At 34.9% G+C, this 20215-nt stretch carries 12 protein-coding genes; 4 read left to right on the top strand and 8 right to left on the bottom strand.

The window, feature by feature from the left end; all coding sequences use genetic code 11:
- Positions 1-213 precede the first annotated feature (213 nt).
- The 5 genes from G4420_RS15430 to G4420_RS15410 are packed head-to-tail and all read right to left on the bottom strand — an operon-like array spanning position 214 to position 5688.
- Entirely contained in the window at positions 214-2229 is a 2016-nt protein-coding gene (locus G4420_RS15430; RefSeq protein ID WP_163324845.1) for a GDSL-type esterase/lipase family protein, read from the bottom strand.
- The gene (hxsC, locus tag G4420_RS15425) at positions 2219-3322 is read right to left on the bottom strand and encodes a His-Xaa-Ser system radical SAM maturase HxsC (protein WP_163324844.1); all 1104 of its coding nucleotides are present in this window, start codon (positions 3320-3322) and stop codon (positions 2219-2221) included. The genes G4420_RS15430 and hxsC overlap by 11 nt, the downstream gene beginning before the upstream one ends.
- Before the next feature lie 5 nt (positions 3323-3327).
- Positions 3328-4722, bottom strand: coding sequence for a His-Xaa-Ser system radical SAM maturase HxsB (hxsB, locus tag G4420_RS15420; RefSeq protein ID WP_163324843.1), 1395 nt, complete (start codon positions 4720-4722; stop codon positions 3328-3330).
- Positions 4723-4730: 8 nt separating this feature from the next.
- A complete protein-coding gene (gene hxsD / locus G4420_RS15415) occupies positions 4731-5084 on the bottom strand; it encodes a His-Xaa-Ser system protein HxsD (RefSeq protein ID WP_163324842.1) in 354 nt (117 codons plus the stop codon).
- Position 5085: 1 nt separating this feature from the next.
- The gene (locus G4420_RS15410; RefSeq protein ID WP_163324841.1) at positions 5086-5688 is read right to left on the bottom strand and encodes a peptidoglycan-binding domain-containing protein; all 603 of its coding nucleotides are present in this window, start codon (positions 5686-5688) and stop codon (positions 5086-5088) included.
- 962 nt (positions 5689-6650) lie between these two features.
- Between G4420_RS15410 and G4420_RS15405 the strand changes: the two genes are divergently transcribed.
- The 4 genes from G4420_RS15405 to porK all read left to right on the top strand — a co-directional run bounded on the left by G4420_RS15405 (position 6651) and on the right by porK (position 10094).
- Positions 6651-7040: a hypothetical protein gene (locus G4420_RS15405; protein WP_163324840.1), complete on the top strand. Its 390-nt coding sequence runs from the start codon at positions 6651-6653 to the stop codon at positions 7038-7040.
- A complete protein-coding gene (locus tag G4420_RS15400; RefSeq protein WP_163324839.1) occupies positions 7033-7392 on the top strand; it encodes a hypothetical protein in 360 nt (119 codons plus the stop codon). Before G4420_RS15405 ends, G4420_RS15400 begins: the two co-directional genes overlap by 8 nt.
- Entirely contained in the window at positions 7392-7730 is a 339-nt protein-coding gene (locus tag G4420_RS15395; protein WP_163324838.1) for a hypothetical protein, read from the top strand. The genes G4420_RS15400 and G4420_RS15395 overlap by 1 nt, the downstream gene beginning before the upstream one ends.
- 1008 nt (positions 7731-8738) lie before the next feature.
- Positions 8739-10094, top strand: coding sequence for a T9SS ring complex lipoprotein PorK/GldK (porK, locus tag G4420_RS15390; protein WP_163324837.1), 1356 nt, complete (start codon positions 8739-8741; stop codon positions 10092-10094).
- Between the two features lie 39 nt (positions 10095-10133).
- Here porK and G4420_RS15385 read toward each other — a convergent pair whose 3' ends face one another.
- The 3 genes from G4420_RS15385 to G4420_RS15375 all read right to left on the bottom strand — a co-directional run bounded on the left by G4420_RS15385 (position 10134) and on the right by G4420_RS15375 (position 20205).
- Positions 10134-11093, bottom strand: a complete 960-nt coding sequence (locus tag G4420_RS15385; protein WP_163324836.1) for a PorP/SprF family type IX secretion system membrane protein — start codon at positions 11091-11093, stop codon at positions 10134-10136.
- A gap of 13 nt (positions 11094-11106) precedes the next feature.
- The gene (locus tag G4420_RS15380) at positions 11107-17868 is read right to left on the bottom strand and encodes a PKD domain-containing protein (RefSeq protein WP_163324835.1); all 6762 of its coding nucleotides are present in this window, start codon (positions 17866-17868) and stop codon (positions 11107-11109) included.
- Between the two features lie 249 nt (positions 17869-18117).
- Entirely contained in the window at positions 18118-20205 is a 2088-nt protein-coding gene (locus tag G4420_RS15375; RefSeq protein ID WP_163324834.1) for a sensor histidine kinase, read from the bottom strand.
- Positions 20206-20215 lie beyond the last annotated feature (10 nt).

The raw sequence follows: 20215 nt of genomic DNA, 5'->3' as shown, positions 1-20215 counted from the left end.
TTTTCTTACAATCAGACCGAGCAATTAAACGGCCGAAAATATATGTGACTCCAATACTTATTATCAGTGCGATCGAATAATAGAACGAAAACTGAGCATATAAAATTAGACTTACTAGAACAAGGAGTACCTTTCTTCCAATTACATTCGAAAGCTGATAATAACCAATTATTATCAAAATAAGTGATAGAAATAAATAGAATGTTGGCAACATTAATATTCTAGTTTCATTGTATAAATGCCATTATTTAGCCCGAAAGACCCCGCGAACAATATTTCATCTGCCTTTCGATTGAAAGATGGGTCCCATTCATTTCCAATAGTCTCTGTTAAGCGTTCGATACTTTTAGAATTAATATTATAAATAAATAAATCCCAGTTATCATTTTCATAACCGGCGAAGACAATTTCACTCCCATCACTAGAGATACATGGATCCCAGATATTGTAATCTGTGGTTAAAACAGTACTGTCAATTTGTGTATAAATATTAATGCATTTAATCGAAAAATTTTTGTCTTCTCCCTTTCCAATATAATAAACAACTGAATCATTTGGATGAAAAACTGGTCTCCACGTTTCTTCTATATCTTGTGTCAAATAAAAGCTTTCACCACTAAGAATATTATACAGCGTTATAATCGGATTCGTAAATAGGCCATTATTATATTCCCAGCTTGGATATACAAGAAATTGTTCATCATTTGAAAAGGATGGAATCGCAGCATATTGATTCTGATCGGTAGGTAAAACTTTTACTTCTTCTCCTTTGAAATCTTCAAGAATAACCTTTGTCCTATTACTCTCTTGATCTCCTATTGTATATGCGATATAATTTTCTCTTGCTGACATTCTTGGATGAATCTTATCTTCATTACTAGATAACAGTATCATTTCGGCATCGAAGGACCGATTATTCATAAAAATCTGAAAATGATTTTCTTTTATTCCTTGATATATTATAAGTGAATCTCCGGAGTAATAATTTGGATACCTATTCCCATTATTTGTCTTTGATAGATATAAATATGAAAGTCTATTATCTTCAAGTTGACTAGCAATGGTCTTCGCTACAACCTCATGCCCCCACTCATTTAAATGTTCGTCTTGTTCGTAGAATAAATTTTCTGTCGTGATTAGAAACGAGTCCAAAACATCAATCACCTGAAATCCAATCTCTTTTGAAAATTCGACCATCTTTTTATTAGGGAATTGCATATCCAATTTAGATATTTCTATATTGAAGTTCTCAATTACCTGCTCAAAAAATTGATAGTTTGTTTGTTCCTTAGTTGGCAATAATACGACGATCAGTTCAGATCCATTACGTTTAACTGCATCATTGAATTTCTTTAAATATGATCTCAGATTTGCAATGTCATTTTCTTTGACGCTTGAAGATTCTTTATAAAATATGTTATAATCAATGTTATCTTTTTCATTAGGATAGAATGGCTCTGTGAAGCGTCCTAAAGGCAAACTATTAGGTGTTTGATACATTGTATTGTAAATAACGTATCTGTACAATTCAGAATATTGCATTAAATACTCAGATATTCCAATATTAGAGGAAGTCACATTCATGAAGTCATTAAAAGTTCCGAGCTGCAAAAAAACTTTATCTGGGTTAAGTTTACACCCTTCATTAACATAGTAGTTATAAGCATCTATAAGACTGTATCCACTTATCCCTGCATTTAAAATAACTTTATCAGGGAAATATTGATACAGTTGCGTCGTATACAATTTTTCATAATTAACTTGCGCTCCTTGGGTAAAGGAATCCCCAAGGAATAGCCAATCACACTTTTTCACCTCAATACTAGGATCTAAAGAAATCGCAATTCTATAACCTTGTTTATTTGTCACATAATCTGTCACATATTCGCCATCATCTAGAACCTTAGTAAGATTACCTTTATTAAAATAATACTTACCTCTTATTTCGTATAGATTTGGAATATTATAATCCGTAAAATTTACCCTAAATATTAGTTCTGCATTATAAAAAATACTGACTAAGAAAAGAATATTATAGTAATACACTTTGACTCTTATATTACCGTCATGAAGAATAATATATAATGTCACACCTAATAAAACCAGGCTAATTAGAAGTGTGATTAATACAGATTTCGTTAAAAGAAATAATGTCAGAGGATTTATTAACAGTAAATGAATCAAGACATAGGCAAGATATTTATATATATTTGAAACATTACGCTTCATACTTTATTGCCTTAATATTTTCACTTTGAAATTTTGAAGTTCCAAACATGCCTCCACAGACTTGACGCATACTACAAAAACTACATTCCTGTGAATATACAATCTTCCAAGAAGATATAGATTTTCTAGAAAACTCATAAAGTGAAGGCCTTAGCAAGCAAAATGGTATGTTATAGATTGAGACATTCATTTTCCATGTAGCAAGATTTATAACAGCTCTTTCTAAATCATCTGCATAATCTATTGGATCTATTAAAAGTCGTTGATGATTCTTAACAGCAAGTCCGAAATATTCCATCCCCATAAATGCCACATGTCTCACAAATGGCATGTTCTTATATATAAATTCCGATAATTCGAATAATCTGCTAAAATTAATCCTATTAATTACGATTCTCAATTCTATTGAACTTCCAATTCGTCCCAAGTTGTAAATCCCCTGGAGAGTATCAAAATAAGATGAATCATTATCTGTTATTTCATCATGGATGCCATAAAAATCAGAATGTATTGGTATACCCCAAGTTAATTGGCCACTATACTTCTGAAATAGTTGTGTTTTCTCAAAATTATTAAAATAGCGACCATTAGTTAAAATATGAATTTTGATATCCGGATTTTTATTCACTAGTACTTCAATTATTTCAAGAAGTTTATCTCCATATAATGTTGGCTCTCCCCCTGTAATTCCGATATTTTGAATATGGTTTGGCAATATGCCTATCAAAGTTTTATTAAAATGAAAGAAAAAAGGTATATCATCCTTTTCGCTTGGTGGTTGAGAACACATTAGACAATGATTATTACACTGATTTGTCAGAAATAACACATTCTCATGTGATCCTTCTTTGTATACCAACCTTAAATTGGATCTTGAAATAAAATATATATCACCAATCGTAAGCTCATTTAACTGTAAATCCTTCACTCTAACAAAAAGAGAGTTACTATACTCTGAATCAGACACCAAAACACACTCAGGTCTTGGAATACTAGAATTCAAGTTATAGCCGAACCAATTCTGTTGCCCCTTAAACTCTAATAGGAAACTTCCTTCAATGTTTGTTGATATAATTGGTATCGTATTTTGCATCTAAATTAAGCTATCCAGCTTTTGAAAATAGGCAAGACCTCATCCTTTCTATGAATCAAAAGTGAAAATATATGTTTAATTATTTCTTTATGTTTGAAACAAAAATGAGATGTTGGCCTGAATCCTATCATATCATTTTGAATTGCATAGTTTCTTACTGGATCAGCCCCACAATATCCCTGAAATGCACAATCTGCACATCCTGTAAGTGATTCAGTAGACCAAGAAAGTGAAATGTTTTGAGCTTTATTCCCATAGAAGATTTCTTCATAACTATCAGAAATTTTACCTAGCCTAAATGTATAGTCTCCATTTTCTGCCAACATTCTTGATTCATCTGATGCGTATACATACCCGTCAAAATTATAGACTATAACACTATTTATTATCCCTGCTGGAGATTGGAGATCAACAAATCCAATAGGGAAAGGCGTAAGTATCTTCCTAATTATCAACGCCGTAAAATCCTCAATAAAAAATACACCTTGCTTATTCTTTTCAATTATGTAATCTAAAACTTCTTTATAAAATTCAATAAATCTCTCGAAATAACTATCCCAATCATTTTCGCGAGCAAATCCATAAGGATTTAATGCTCTAATAAAAATATTTGTAAAGCCGTTTCTGATATAACTTTCTACAATTTCTTTTGAGTAATCAAGCGACAAAAATGATGTAGTCATTAATGCTGATACTCTATCAAATCCAAGTGCCTCCCTCGCTTTTTGTATCCCATTGACCACTCTATCATAACTCCCCTCCTTATTTCTATTCACGTCATGAATCTCTTTTGGACCATCAAGTGATGTTGAAATCAATACTTGATAATCTTTACAAATTGACAAAATCTTATCGTTTAATTCAATTGAGTTTGTACACAAAACATATGTCATCCTTTTATTATACAATAGATTTAATTCCTCCGACTTTTGAATAGCATACTCTAATTTTTCAGGAACCAAAGTTGGTTCTCCTCCTTGAAATTCCATTGTTAATGAAGGAGATGGGGATTGATACATCAGATTAATTGCATGATCTAAATCCTCATAAGAAATATCATAGCTAGATTCATTACATACAACGCTTGAAGCCTGGCAATACTCGCAATTTTGATTGCATCGCAATGTCATAACAAAAATATGGAGCGAGGTAAAATCGTTGAGAAATGACTTTTTAGTTCTATACCTTGTGGCTAAATTGTCAATAAGTTTCGGAATCCTAGATTGCGAAATGAAATAATTAGCATGCAAATCATAGAAAAGTTTCCCATCATTTTGAATTTCTCTATTTACAATTCTTTCCGCAGTACCTCTTTCGACTACCAGGTAGTCTCCGACCTCATTTACTAATATTTCTTTATCATCAATGTCGATGAACTTAAATGGTAATAAAAAATACATAGTGAGATCTAGGTTGGAGAATCTTTTGTTAGGAAATAGTCTTCAAAATCATCATTATTCGCAAAGGCTTTAATTAAAAGTATATTTCTGATTTCCTTGGTTTCTTCAAAAATTAAAGCTCTCGTCTTAAAATCTATAAGGTCCTGACTTATTCTTTTATATAGTGAATCCCTTTCTTCATCGTTGAAATGTCCATTCTTTTTGACTAGCTTAATTTCTGAAAATTCTTCATTTTTTTTCCACTCTATTACATAAGAACTTTGAAGCCAATACATAACTTTTGTAATTACTCTATCAGAGAATAAATTATTGCTAACTTTAAAAGATATCTTATTCTCACTTAAAAGATTAAAATCGAACATGCTAATGTTTTAATGCATAAATCACACTCGGTCCAACAATACCATCCTCGGTTAATCCTTTGTCCTTTTGAAAACTTTTTACTGCATCAACAATAACTCCTTCGTAAGTATAAATTCCGGTTACTTTTGTTGTTCCATCTTTCAGTTCAAGATAACCTTTCTTTAAAAGAAGATTTACTAATTCTGTAACATCTGCACCTGACATGCCTGACTTAATAGTTCTGTCTCCAAGAGAATATAATGTTGGATTTGTATTTTGCGTAGTATTATTAGTGGTAGTAGGCACTTTCAAATTACTATTGTTTTGTTGCGAACTTGTACCAGTTGTACTCGAATAATGGGATCGATGACTACTGTGGCTTCTATGAGAAGAATGGGACCTATGGCTTCTGTGCGAGTTTACATTATAAGTATCATCATCGTTAAAACTTATAATGAATTTAGGAGATAAATCCCGGTTATTTTCATTCAATCCAATTGAATTATCATCTAATTCCAATTTAGAAACATCGTAAACATTTGCCAAATTATCCTTATTAGGGAACAAAGTTGCTACAGATGTTATAAATATTCCCTTTAGGTAGTTATTGAATTTTAATTTCATAAGCCAAATTTGGGTTGATTGGATTCAAATTTATTGAAAAATTGAAAAAAACCTCATAAGAACTATTCTAAATTAACTAAGGAGGTAGGTAATTCTTTAAACAAAACACCGATACGCTTCTTCATTAAAAAAAGTAGTGAGATATTAAAAGCCTGTATTATTGTACGATCCGGGTTCTTGTCAGACTAATACGGCTGAATAATAAATGCAATGAATGAAATGGGTTGCAGTTATCGTTCAAGCATCGCGAGCCGTCTGCGAGTTGAGCGAGGGTCTCACAAAAAGCAGGTTGAAGTATGAAACCGGTTTGTGTGATATCTGTGCAGTGACGAAGGAACGAAATAGACGAAACCGCCAGACCATCACTTTAAAAAATCCCGGTTGAAGCCTGAGCGATCCGCAGGCGAGCCCAACACAGGCAGCGGTTGGATTTTAAGCTCTTGTACAAAGGAACGACTACATGTGCTTAAAATACAGTGGAAGCTGCCATGAGGAAGATTGAGGAGCGCAAAAAACATGACAAGCTACCAACGGTACCTGAAGGGATTTTTATGTGTTATATGCCTTGTAAAACCGGTACTTGATATAACACGTAAAAATGCTTGGCGTGTATTTTGCCGACGATTGATGACGAATACCTTATTTCCTGTCTAATAGGATCTTGATTAAAAGGCTAATTATTATCTGAATAGTTTCAACTTATATCTGTTGATCATTTTACTTATAATTTCTTTTATCATAATTTAATTCTCATTATTTTGGCTCACAAACCATAAATACAAAATCATAAACTGCTCCAGCAAACAAACTACTAAGACAAAAACGCCTTAGAATTTTAGGTTTAATCCTGAAAGTATAAAAGTGGTTGCCTTTAGAATATTAGCTCCGCTTTACCATGGTTAGCACTGCCGGAATTATTAAAGAAAATAGATATTAGAAACTAAATAAAAACAAAACTAATTATGTGGAATAGAATAATTGATTGGTTTGGAGATTTTAAAGAAAGAAGAAAACTTATTAAAGAATTTAATACACTTTCAAGAAGAGCTTTTGTAAACGGAGAAGCTGAAACTTTACTAAATGCAAGTATCACAAAGGGCAATTTTAGTTATAAACACAGTTTTTCAAAGTTTTTAGCAGCTGGTTTTAGAATAAAAGCATTATCAGGTAGGGAATTGTTAAAATCAGAAATGAATCTTATTGGGAATATCATTATAGAAAACGAAATATTAGTTAGAAAGCTTATCTCGCTTGGTTGGGATACGCTTGAAGTTCACGACAATATTGGAAAAACAGGATTACAGTGGCAATTAGAAAATCATGCTAAGATTGGAGGAATGCTAAATGAATAGTTCAGTTTTATTCAATCCATATATTATTTTATTAATTACAATGTTACCAATAACGGTAGCATTTCTTTTTTTTCACAAAAGAAAAAGATTAAAGGTAAGAACTGAAAGAAAGAATTATCGAGTATTTAAAAAAGAAGATATCGATATGGATAACTTAATGAATAACATCAATAAATCATCCCAACTTCATAAAGAGTTATCAAGAAACTATCACCCTGACAGATTTTTAGACGAAGAAAAAAAGGCTTTAGCAGAAGAGCTCATGAAAGAAATCAATGGAAATAAAACAGATTATAAAAAACTACTCGCATTAAAAGAAAAAGCAGGATATAACTTAACAAATAGAGAATAATGACAATAAAATATACATCAATAACTTTCCTTCCTCTAGAGTTTGCAGTTGAAAAATACGTTTTTAGAGCACATATTGACCTTGGAGAAACTAACTGGTTAAAAATAAAGATAAAAGATCCAACAAGACCAATGTTTAAACGAACTGTATTTAAAACTTCAAAAATGATGCACTTTTTAAAAAATAGAGATTCTCTTTATACCAAACTAGAGGCAGATTTTGTAAGAGGTCTAAATGAAATAGATGACATCAGTCCAGAAGTTAAAAAAGAAATAATTCTTGCTATTCGACAATACTTCATGAATAATTTACCGAAGTTAAGAAAATCAATACTTTGAAAATCAAATAGTTTAAGAACGAAACCATTACAACCAAATATCAGAAAAGAATTTATGGTTAGTTATTACGGTTTTAATCAGAATACATATTTTAAGTCCAACTCGTTTGAGTTGGACTTTTTTGTTTCTTTTTCGCAATTGTCTGAAGTAATGGCAATCAGCTATTTGTTTTTCTTCTTTGTAATGTGGCTAAATAGGCCAATAGCTGCGGCAATCAGAAATACTATTAGCCCAATTATTGCACCTCCAAATAAATAAAGTAAAAGGAATTTCATAAGCTTCAAAATTTAGAATTTGTCGTTAAAATTTCAATGATTGTTACTTGGTAAAAACATTTAGTTAGTATATTGTATCCATGTTCGATTGATTAGAAACATCCTGTGTGGAAGTTTCCAATTCGACCATATTTAAACGTTTTATTTTAAAGGGTATAACTTAGGATATGATAAAACAAAAGGCCGCTGATAATCAGCGACCTTTGTAGTCCCGACGTTCATAACCATTCAGTACGTACATCGGTTTGAAGAGACAGTTTTATCATATCTAAGGAGTTCAGACACATGATTAAAAACAGAAGGTGTAACATTCGAGAGCTATAAAATACCCCTACTCTATCGCATTGAATGTGTGAATCTTAAAATTAAGTTCAAGCTCATGTTGGACCTTCCCAAATAAAAGCACTTGTTTTAAGCTAACACTCGCCATACTCAATTTACAATGGATATGAAACATCTGACTGCATAGTAAATTAGGTCATATTTTCACTTACTTACAATTATAAGCATGTGATATCAACAAATCATTTTTTTATTATACTTTTATAACATATGTTATTCTGAAAAAACCAATGATATTCAACGACATATCCTGACAACGCATCAGTCAAGCAGTTAATTAATAGTTTGCATTTTTGTTTGGGCCCGCCCAATGTGATTTGATATGATTATTGAATGAGGGACAGGAGAATAACCGTAAGATAAAAGATAAAGAACACATATAAGTAAGGGTATGAAGCTAACTCCGTTATTATCAATAATTATTTTAACATTTTTTGTCGTGTCAGGATGCAGTAAATCCGGAAATGGCGAATTAATTGGAGTAAAGAACAAAGGTAATTGGAAAGAGAATACTCCCCTTGGGATGGAATTTATTCCCAAAGGATCTTATACTCTGGGGCCAAGTGATCAGGAACCAAATTCGGCATATACACCAACAAAAACTGTTTCAGTTGAAGCCTTTTGGATGGATGATACAGAAATCACAAATAGCGAGTACCGTCAGTTTGTAAACTGGGTAAAAGAATCAATGGCGCGTAAAATGTTGAGTGAACAGTATTCAGAATTCTTGATTGCAGAAGATAAGAATGGTAATCCAATTGATCCACCTAAAATTAACTGGGATGAAAAAATAGAATGGGACGACCCTGATTATCTGACCGCCATGGAGGATTTATACCTGCCCGAAAATGAACGTTTTTATGGTAAGAAAGAAATTGATACACGTAAATTGGTGTATGAATTCTGGTGGATTGATTTGCAACAAGCAGCAAAAAAACGCAACAGATATAATTTTGAAAAGCAAAAGTATGATGGGAACGTATACAATAATGACGGCGAGTTGGTACCAATTGTAGATCGATCATCTTTCATTATGCATGAGCAGGTTCACGTTTATCCCGACACTTTGGTGTGGATCGCGGATTTTACCTATTCTTATAATGAACCTCTTGCAAACTACTATTTCTCACATCCCGGATTTTATGATTATCCTGTTGTTGGTATTACCTGGGAACAGGCAAAAGCATTCTGTCACTGGCGTTCGAAACTTCAAAATGATTTTCTGGAAAACAAGCAGAAGACTACAGTAAATGATTATCGTCTACCGACTGAAGCAGAATGGGAGTACGCTGCACGGGGAGGTAAAAACAATGCGATGTATCCCTGGGGTAACTATTATTCAAGAAATAATAGATATGATTACATGGCAAACTTTAAGCCCCTAAGAGGGAATTATGTAGACGACGAAGGAATGACCGCAATGGAAGTAGGAAGTTTCGAGCAAAACGATTTTTGTTTATACGATATGTCAGGAAATGTTGCCGAATGGACGAATGATGCCTTTGATGAAGCTGCATATGAATACATTCATGATTTAAATCCCAGTCTAGGATATAATGCAAGGCCAGATGATCCGCCTGTTATGAAACGAAAAGTGGTTCGTGGCGGTTCATGGAAAGATATTGCGAGTAATATTCGAGCTTCAACACGCAATTTTGAATATCAGGATTCAGCTAAATCATATATCGGATTCCGTTGTGTAAGGAGTTCTTTCAATCCGAGCTTTAGTAATAAGAAATATTGGTAAAATTCCGGAATTAGGTAATGGGCAATATTCCTTATCCCTCTACTTAAACAACTTATAACATGTAGCACAGCCCGGTATTTCACTAAATTTCCAGATCAACATTATTTCCTGACTACCGTAGGAACTTCTTCTAATATCTCCGATAAAAAAGTCGTAGCTATATGCCAAACGAACTGAACTTATCAGGTCGATACTAAATAGTGCGGCAATCTCATTATTTGTGCGGTACAATGCGCCTAACTGGAATAAATCAGGGTGTCTGTTAAAACTAAAATAGCTGGATAAATTGAATTCAAGTTGGTTTAATGCATCATTTTTTATGAATGTTATGCCGGTACGTAAACGAACTGGTTGTTCGGACAACATATTATATGACCCATATAAAAAACTGGCATTTGTTTGCAGCTTATTATCCTCATTAAACAACGACAATAGATTCTGGCTGGAAGCACCGATAAGGAAATATCTGCCTACCAATTCAAATCCGACGTCTGCATTAAAATTGGTCATTTTATTCTGATTGGCATATACCACAGGATCTCCGATTGTTTCTGTATTTGCCTCATTCATATCATACAGTACATCCTGGACATTTCCGGATACGCCCAAATTGAGTTTATGTGCATCATCGAGTTTTACAGAGTAGGAATAGGATAATGAAAGGTTTTTGAGTGATGTATAACCGATTTTATCACTAAAAAATTTTAAGCCCAACTGCGTATTTAAATGATCACTATACGCAGTAAATGTGGTAAAGAATGTTTGAGGAGCCCCCGGAAAATTGATCCATTGCTTACGACCAGCCCCGGTTAGTACAAAATTGTATTCACCATAAATAGAGGCAGGGTTAATATAATAGGTGTTCTCCCAGTAATTGTTTATTCTAATATTCGACTGCGAAAAGCCAGGCAAGCAGTAAATAAATAAAAATACAAGTGCTGTTAGCGCCCGGTTAATCCAATTGTATTCCAAAATCCGGTATATTTTTTTACTCCTCATGCTGATAACTCAATTAACGCAAAACAGTTACATAATTAGTTCTGTACTTACTTCCTTCAGCAGAAGAGTCATAAACAATTACAAAATAAGTGTCATTGTCGGCTGGTTTCCCATTATAGGTACCATCCCAACCTTCGTCGCCTTCGAACATCAATATTCCATTTCTATTGTAGATTTTAATATTCCATCCCGATAAATAGAAATCATTAATTCCATCTCCGTTTGGTGTGAAGGTATTTGGTATGTCAACGATGTTTCTAATAATCCTTATTGAATCTTGTTCAAGACATCCATACGGATTAATAACATTTAGAAGTACACTATAAAAACCGTCGCTTGTAATATCATAGCTATGGGAAATATCTGATGCATAGCCTTCAATTTCATCTCCAAAATCCCAGGTATAATCCGAATATTGAATGTTTTCTGTGGAGAAATATACAACGTTTTGATCGGGTGTAACTTCTTCCTTATCCGCCGATATAGCATAACCAATGTCTTCAAAATTAGTTGCCTCAAAACTAAGTGAGTCTTTACATCCATTTATAGAAGTACCAATAACGCTATAATTCCCGATATCTGTTATCAGAATACTATCACCGAACGTACCGTCACTCCACTCAAAATAATCCGTTCCATTTGCAAAAACAAGAATTGAATCTCCCTCGCAAAACTGAGGAGCTTCACTAAGCGAAATGGTGGGTATTGGTTCAACATTAATCACTTGGTTGAATGTGCTGACACATCCGGTAATATCGTTTGTGACGGAAAGCTGTACATTAAAAGCACCTGCCGTGTTAAAAGAATACATGGGATTTTTTAAGCTAGATGTATTTCCATCGTCGAAATTCCATTCAAATGTGTATTTGCTATCTTCACTTGCAACCAAAGCTTCAAACTGGTAAGCATGATCATTGCAATTAATGAGTTTGTTTGTCAATCCAATCTGAGGGATATAAGTCTCGAAACTGTTTATAATAGAGCATCCCACGGAATCTGTAACTGTTAATACAACCATTCCACTGAGTTCGGTTTCCATTACTGAAGGATTCAAATCGTTAACTGTTCCAACGGACCAATTGTATTGATACGGAGGCATGCCACCACGTACATCAGCTGTGCAAATTTCTGTCACCTCCTGACTTTCACAATCGTAATTAATCTTTGTATCTACTTCTAACTCTAATGGCAAAGGTCTATCAACGGAGAATTGTGCTATTTCTGAACAGCCCATCATATCGGTAACTGTAACGAAATAATCTCCGGCTTGAATATTTAACAGATCCTCGGTTGTTGCTTCGTTTGACCATAAATAGTTAAATGGTGTTTGCCCTCCTGCTACGTGAAGGTCAATTGCCCCGCTATTATCCTCAATACAATCCAATGAATTCTTTATATCGGCTTTTAGCTGCAATGGAGACGGTTCTAATATTATAAAAGATTCGTTTATTGAGCACCCGGCATTATCACTAATGTTTACGGTATATATTCCCGGTGGAAGATTATTTCGCGTGGCTCCTGCTGTTTCATTATCAAGCCAACTAAAATTAATGGGTGGCTGCCCACCTATGAAATTTAAATTAATGCTACCGTCGTTTAAACCATTACACGAAACATTTTTTACAACCGGATTGATTGTAAACACGTCTGGCTCAGCTATAGTTTCTGTAATAACTTTTAGGCATCCGTTAGCATCAGTAATGGTAATGATATAATCGCCAGGTGATAAGTTATCTTGAAATGCACCAGTCGCAAAATTACTCCAACCAATATCATATGGAGACACGCCACCTGAAACTGTTAAACTAATCGAAGCATCACTGGCTCCGTAACAACTTATGGAAGTTTGTTCTACAAATACCTCAATTTCATTGGGCTCTTCAATTTGAACTGCTTGGCTATCAGTACAACCGAAAGCATCGACAACCCACAAGGTATAATTCCCAATTACTAAATCGCTAATGTTTTGCTCCGTACTAGAAAAACCATTATCTCCACTCCATAAATATTGGTAATCGAACACTCCCGGAGCCATTTCCTTCATAGTTCCGCCTTGTACATCAATTGAAATAGCCCCAGTATTATCACCGTAACATTCAATGTTGGTAATGCTCAGAATATTAATATCCAGAATATCAGGCTGAGTAATTTCGAATGTTAACATCTTTGGTCCACAATCATTCTCATCAGTCACTGAAACGCTGTATTCTCCAGGTGCCAAATTTGTGATGTCCTGTTTGTCTGAAAAGAAAAGGTCATCCTTCTTCCACTCGTACGTATATTCACCTGTCCCTCCCGTTACAGTAAGTGTGATTTCACCATCTTCTGCTCCATTGCAGCTAATGTTCTTCTCTGTATCTAATGTTACAACAATATCCTCAGGCTCTGTTATAGTATAGCTAAAGTTATATTTCGTGCCAATAGCATCTGTAACCTCCAGATCGTATATGCCAGGCTTTAAATTGTATATACTTTCCATTGAAGAAGTGTAACCATCGGGGCCTGTCCATTGCATTAAATATGGATTCTCCGAACTAATTGGTGAACCTCCTTCGATTTTTGTTTCAATACTACCGTTATTTGCCCCATAACACGGAATATGATTTACAACTGCATTTGTGTTCATCGGAGGACTTTCATTTACTACAACATTGAAAACTTCCCCCACACAAGAACCGGATGTAGGAGTAACTTTATAAATAACAGTGGAAGTACTAGTTGAATTATTTGTAAGAGTTTGACTTATTAATGCTTGCGGAATTATTTCTGCACTCGCTCCTGTAACGCTCCCAAGAGGTAATATTTCCGGCTCTTCCCAAGTGTACGTAGTTCCTTCAGGAACAATGTCTCCATTTAATGAATCAGGCTCAACTGAAAAGGTCTTTCCGCTACTTATATCTATAGTATATGTTGAAATTACGGGGTAAGGATTAATAATGATTTCAGCAACATTAGAAGTTAGCGTACTACAATCTCCAGAAGGGAAAGAAATTACACAATAGTAATAGCTGGTACCGGCAGATGTATTTGGCGGCAAATAGGTTGGTGCGGTGGCATTAGGTATTTCCACTCCTCCATATGTGCTATTTGAGGTACTTTTATACCATTGGTAAACCGGTGTTCCGGTTCCGTTTTTATAGTCTACAGATAACTCTGTAAGTGTTTCTTCCAGACAAATAGTATTAGATATCGGTTGTTGTGTTAAAATGCCAGCAGGTATTACTTTTATTAAAAATGTTTTAGTTTCACCATTACAATTATTTAATGAGGGAGTAACTGTTATTGTTGAAACCAGTGTATCGGCAGTGTTGTTCTGGGTTACAAAAGTAGGAATGGTTCCTTCCCCACTGGATCCCAGCCCTACCAAAGGATTATCATTCGTCCAATAAAATTTCATATCAGGCAAATTCCCATTAAAAAATACACTATCAGTTGGTGCTCCGTTGCATAAAATTTGGTCGGATGGCTGATCCATGCTTAACTCCGGATTTATACGAATTATAAATTGTTCAGCCTCACCGGTACAAGAAACTCCATTGCTACTATAATTGGGTGTAACTTCAATGGTAGCAGTTGTGACAGTGCTTCCACTGTTTACAGGGGCAAATGAAATATCCCCAGTACCTGTACCTTCTAAGCCTATTCTTCTGTTACTATTTGTCCATGTATAGCTTGTAGTTCCTCCCAAATTGTTTGTTGTGAATTCAATTTTAACGCTATCCCCAATACATACATCTATATCTCCAGGATTGTTAACCTGAGCTGAAGGATTGACAGTGATTGTAAATTGATAAGGTTCACCTTTACATTCTCCAGTCCCAATATTTAAAGTGGGCACTACCGTAATGGTTGCCTTAACTGGCGAAGTGCCATTGTTTACAGCAGTAAAAGGAGGAATTGAGTCGGTACCAGACAGCGAAATACCAATACCTGAGTTATTTGTTTCCCATTCAAAATATGTTCCGGGTATAACTCCTGTAAAAACAATTTCATCACTCAGGTCTGATTCGCATAAGATTATATTGGAAATCGAATCGATTGTCGGGGTTGGACTTACGGATACGACAACTTCAAACGGGGTGCCAGCACAATTGTCTAATAAAGGAGTTACCGTATATGTGGCTGTAGCAACTAATGTTGTTTTGTTTTCTAAGATTTGACTAATTCTGTTTTGAGGCACATTCTGTTCGTCTGCCCCCACTAAAGCATCGGCAGGACTTATGACAGGCAGGTCCCATATGTACTGAGTTCCGGATGGAACAACATTTTCACTATTGTTCTCAGGAATAATTGTAAATGCGGAATTATTACAAATACTTTCTTCGTAAACCTCCGTAATTACAGGTTCAGGGTAAACGGTAATAATGTATTTATATTCAGCACCCTCACATGATGTCATGCCCGAAACAGTTGCTTGTGCGGTATAAATTACATCTATCGGTGTATCCGTTGTATTAATTAGATTTTGTACTGGAATTATATCTGAGCCACTTGTTGTTACTCCAGAGATTCCGGCCGGCTCTGTTGCTGTCCAACTAAAAACTGCACCGGTAGTAGTACTGCTTAATTTTACCTCTTCCGAATTACCGCCGGAACAAATCATTTGGTTATCGGGTGAAAATTGAACTGTTGCTGATGGATTCACGGTAATTTTAAATGATTGACTTTCTCCGACACAAGCCATAGACTCAGGAGTGACAGTAATTATTGACGTTATTGCACTATCTCCTGTGTTTCTGGCAATAAATGAAGGAATATCTCCCATTCCATTTGTTTGGCTTAATCCAATAGCTGTATTTGAATTTACCCATGTAAAAGTGGTATTGGGAACTGTATCTGAAAAACTTATTTTCGATGTAGCTACACCATTGCAATATTCATAATCTGTCAAGTCGAGTGAAGAAGGTGGTTGATTAACAGTAATGGTCGCAGTGCCCGACTGTACCTGTGCGCATGCATTTACACTCGTTTCCTGAACATCGATTAAATTATAGTGGTAAGTTCCTACAGCATTAGTGGGTGCCGAAACAGTTACAGTATCTCCTGTTATTGTTGTAACCTGCTGCTCATCACCTCCATTAATAGTATATGTAAAAGTATAAGGTGGAGTTCCGTCAATTCCGGTAAAAGTAATACGGGGTTCATCGCTCCCAAGACAAACATTTTGATCACCTGCAATGGTTGCTTTTGGAGCCGGATTAACAACAACTTCTGCAGTGCCACTCTGAGTTTGTGAGCAAGTCTGCGATTTAACACTTTCCAGAGAATAAATATATGTTCCTGCCTGGTTAGTGGGAACTTCGACGGTAACACTATTTTTGTCATCAGCTGTTGATACCGTTCTAATACTTCCATTATTTATTCTGTAATTAAAGGAATATGGTGGTGTACCATTAGCACCAACAAATGTTATCAAGGGCAACTCATCGTCAACGCAAACACTATTATCCCCGGAAATTGTTGCCGTTGGAAGTTCGCTAACTGTTATTTGTTTGGTTATGCTGGTTTCTCCACAACTGCTATTTTTGGCTGTTAAGGTCACGCTATACTCGCCGGGAGCAGTATATGTATGAGAAACACTTTGGGGATCAACATTTACTAATTTTATAACATCTGAACCATCTCCAAAATCCCAAGTAAAGTTGGATTTCTGCCTACATTGGCTATCAAAGCCAGGAATTGTAGTATTTGTAAATGAAACACTTGTGTTAACACAAGCAGAAGGCACAGTAAAATCTGCTTGTGGAACAGAATATACGGTTATTCCACCTACAGATGCAGGGGTAGTTAAACATTCATTAATAATGTCCATGTTTATAACGAATGGTTCATTTGGGCAATTTGAGATAGTATAGGAATGTGGAATTGGAAAATTTCTAGAAGCAGATGGCTCATCAGCATCATAATACTCGGAATTCATCATCTCATCTTGAAAGAATGTCTTAATTTCACTTCCATCGCCATAGTCAATTTCGTACCTAGTTCCAGGAGCATTGTTACCCCACTGTGAAATTGTAAATTGCAATTCGTCTGTTGGAGAACAAAGTCCTGCCGTCTCACCTGGACTGTTAATTCCTCCTGATGGATTAGTCTGGTTCTTTACAACAAACATTGTGTCGTTTTTACAGCCATTATCCCCTATTGCACTGATAACCATTTTGTACGCACCTAAAAAATCATAAGTGTGTGTTATTGGAAAAGAGATACTTGTCTCAAAATTTCCATCTCCCCAGTCAATATCGTAGTTGCTAATACAATTTGCCGATGGTGAGGTATTCTCTACTGTTATTGTATAACTTGGATTTTCGATAGATGCGAAAGAACAGTTGTTAAATGGGTTGTTGCCGAACTCATCTTCTGGGTCAGCAAAATTAATATCTGGTTTTTGCTTTACTTCAATTTGCTTATTTATCGCGTTAGAGATTGTGTCACCATCCGTAACAGTTAATACAACCGTATACACCTCAATGCCACACCCTTGCGAGTTATAGACATGTGTTGGGTGTTGCTTGTCTGAATTAGTTCCATCTCCGAAATCCCATGAGTATTTATATGGAGGCTTGCCTGTAACCTCCGATGTGAATTGGATGGTAGTACCCGAACATGCCGCCTCCTCGGGAAAGGAAAAATCTACTTTAAGTTCTTCAGCCTGGGAATTGACCCTATTAATCAATTGTCCTTCAATTAAACCTTCATCGGTATCATTAGCAACTGCTGAAAGTGCCACTGTTAAAGCATAAAAGACTAGCCCAGTGTATTTTACCAACAACTTCATACGGCTGATTTTGAAATCGATTCGATTGTGCGTTAAGTTTAATTTTCAGTTCGAAAACTAAAGATAATCTATCTTTTGAGCATTTGCTCCTTTTTGCCGTTTTTTGCTTTTATCTGTAATTATTCTAATTAACCATTTGGGGACCGATGCTAGCAACAGCCGATACCTTTGTGCCTAAAAAGCTGTTAAATAAGTATAGAAACACATTGAAGACAATGGTTGAATGGTATTTGACACGGATATTTAAACTTACGTTTGCACTCGTATTACTAATTCTACAACTGTGCCTGTATTATCATGTAAATCTATCAATTTACAAGAAATCTTATAACCATGGTATCTCTCGAATAACTGATAGAATTCGTTCATAATAGCAATACCGTTGCCTGATGAATCTTTGTATTCAGAAGCAGCATCTCTGCCCATACCATTGTCCGAAATTGTAATCAGAATCCCATTTACTTCCGGCTCAATATTTACTTTTAATAATCCTCCTGATTTCGTATTTCGAAAACCATGCTTTATCGCATTCTCGACATAAGTATGGATGCACATTTTTGGAACTTCCATTTTCACATCAACATCAGGATGAACGATAAATTCAGTATCAAACCTATTTTTAAAACGATGTTTCTGTATTCTGATGTAATCCTTTGTAAATTGAATTTCATCAGTTAAAGAACGTTTTACATCTTTAGCATCATTCATAACCCGTTGAATCATTCGCGAGTTGACAGCAAGGAAATCGTAGGCTTCGTCGTTCCGGCCTTCGTTAATCATATAGGCTACTGAGTTAAGAGCATTAAAAAGAAAATGTGGATTCAATTGATTCTTTACTGAATTAAACTGCAGTTCAGAAAGTTGTTTTTCAATGTTCCATTTTCTCTCGATCATGTGCTTCTGGAAATAAAGTATGATGAAAATTAATCCACTTGTTAAGGAAAATATCAAAAAATAAATCAGATATAAGGTATTGAAGAGATTATTCCTATGATATCTAAAAAAGAAATAACCGGCACCAGTATCAACGAAATATTTAGTAAGTTTTTGACCTTCATAAAATGGAAATATCTTGAAAAATGAATTTATCGACAATGGGGAGTCAAAACTAATTGCTTCCTCAATTTTTTCATTATATATGGTTATTACATCCTTTCTGTTCCAATAAGTCCATTCATCCCAGCCATCATTGTTGAAATCCATTAAGCAGATGGGAGTTCTATTAGGTGCATTTTGACCAGCATTTAAATTATCAGGCAGCCGATTAAGTGAAGGGGTTAATTCAAATCTGCCAACATCATGGAAAAAAACATAAGATTTGCCATTAATGATTTTAAAACCTCGATATCGATCTTCCGGATTTGCTATATTCTTCCAGCTTTTTTCATTGATTATTTTTCCAGAACTGTTTACAACCATTATTTTAAATGGCTCACTATAATTTGAACGACAAAAATACATGGAGTAGAATATCGAGTCCTGATTTGGTGATGGCATGCTTATTACAGAAGAGTATTCTGGACCGAAAGGGATAGGTTCAAAAATAGGATTAAGGTTGTAATCCAATACCGTAAGATAACTTATCGTATCTGAATATTTATTCTTATATCCCGATGCGTTAGATGGAGAAGAAGTGTGACAAAATAATTCTGGAACTCCATCATAGTTCAAATCGTTAAAAAAAATTTCGCTAATGAGCATATAGCCTGTTGGAGATGATTGTATATCTAAGGATGGGAACTGAAGTTTGAATAATCCCCGTGGATAAAGGCCAAATCCTGCGTCGAAAGTAAAGAACAGCTCATTCTTACCGTCATCATTAAAATCTCCAAATTCATTAAATTGTGAGAAATGTGCATAATTAGTTCTCTTTTGTTCAAATTGGTTAAAATATAGATGATCGATTATTAAGTTAAAGTTTTTTAGATTGAATGCATTCAGAAATATCGAATCATTTCGGGTTGTAAAAAACAATACTTCTTCTGTGCCGTCTTCATCGATGTCGAATATCTTTGGAACCAGTCGATAATACCAATCAGAAAAAGGGAAATGAAAATGATCACTCAGGTTACCATCTTTATCGTAATGTATGATATCCATAGAGGAGGAGTTATAGCCTTGGAAACATCTGATTCGTTCGCTATTTCCGTCATCATCAAAATCTCCAATAAACCAATGCGTTTTCTCATCTGATTTGTGTGCAAATGGTTCAATCTCCACCTTATATTTAGTAATGGGTGCATCCCAAACAAAAATCACCAGAAAGGTAACCAAAGCCCCCACGAAAGTCGATTGCAGGTACGGATTGGAAAAGATATTTTTAAGTTTGGTTTCCATGCTAGATTCT

The organism is Draconibacterium mangrovi (genome assembly GCF_010586825.1).
In the GTDB taxonomy this organism is placed as follows: Bacteria; Bacteroidota; Bacteroidia; order Bacteroidales; family Prolixibacteraceae; genus Draconibacterium; species Draconibacterium mangrovi.
Note: the sequence above shows the minus strand (reverse complement) of the source record. Positions and strands in the feature narration are given on the sequence as shown.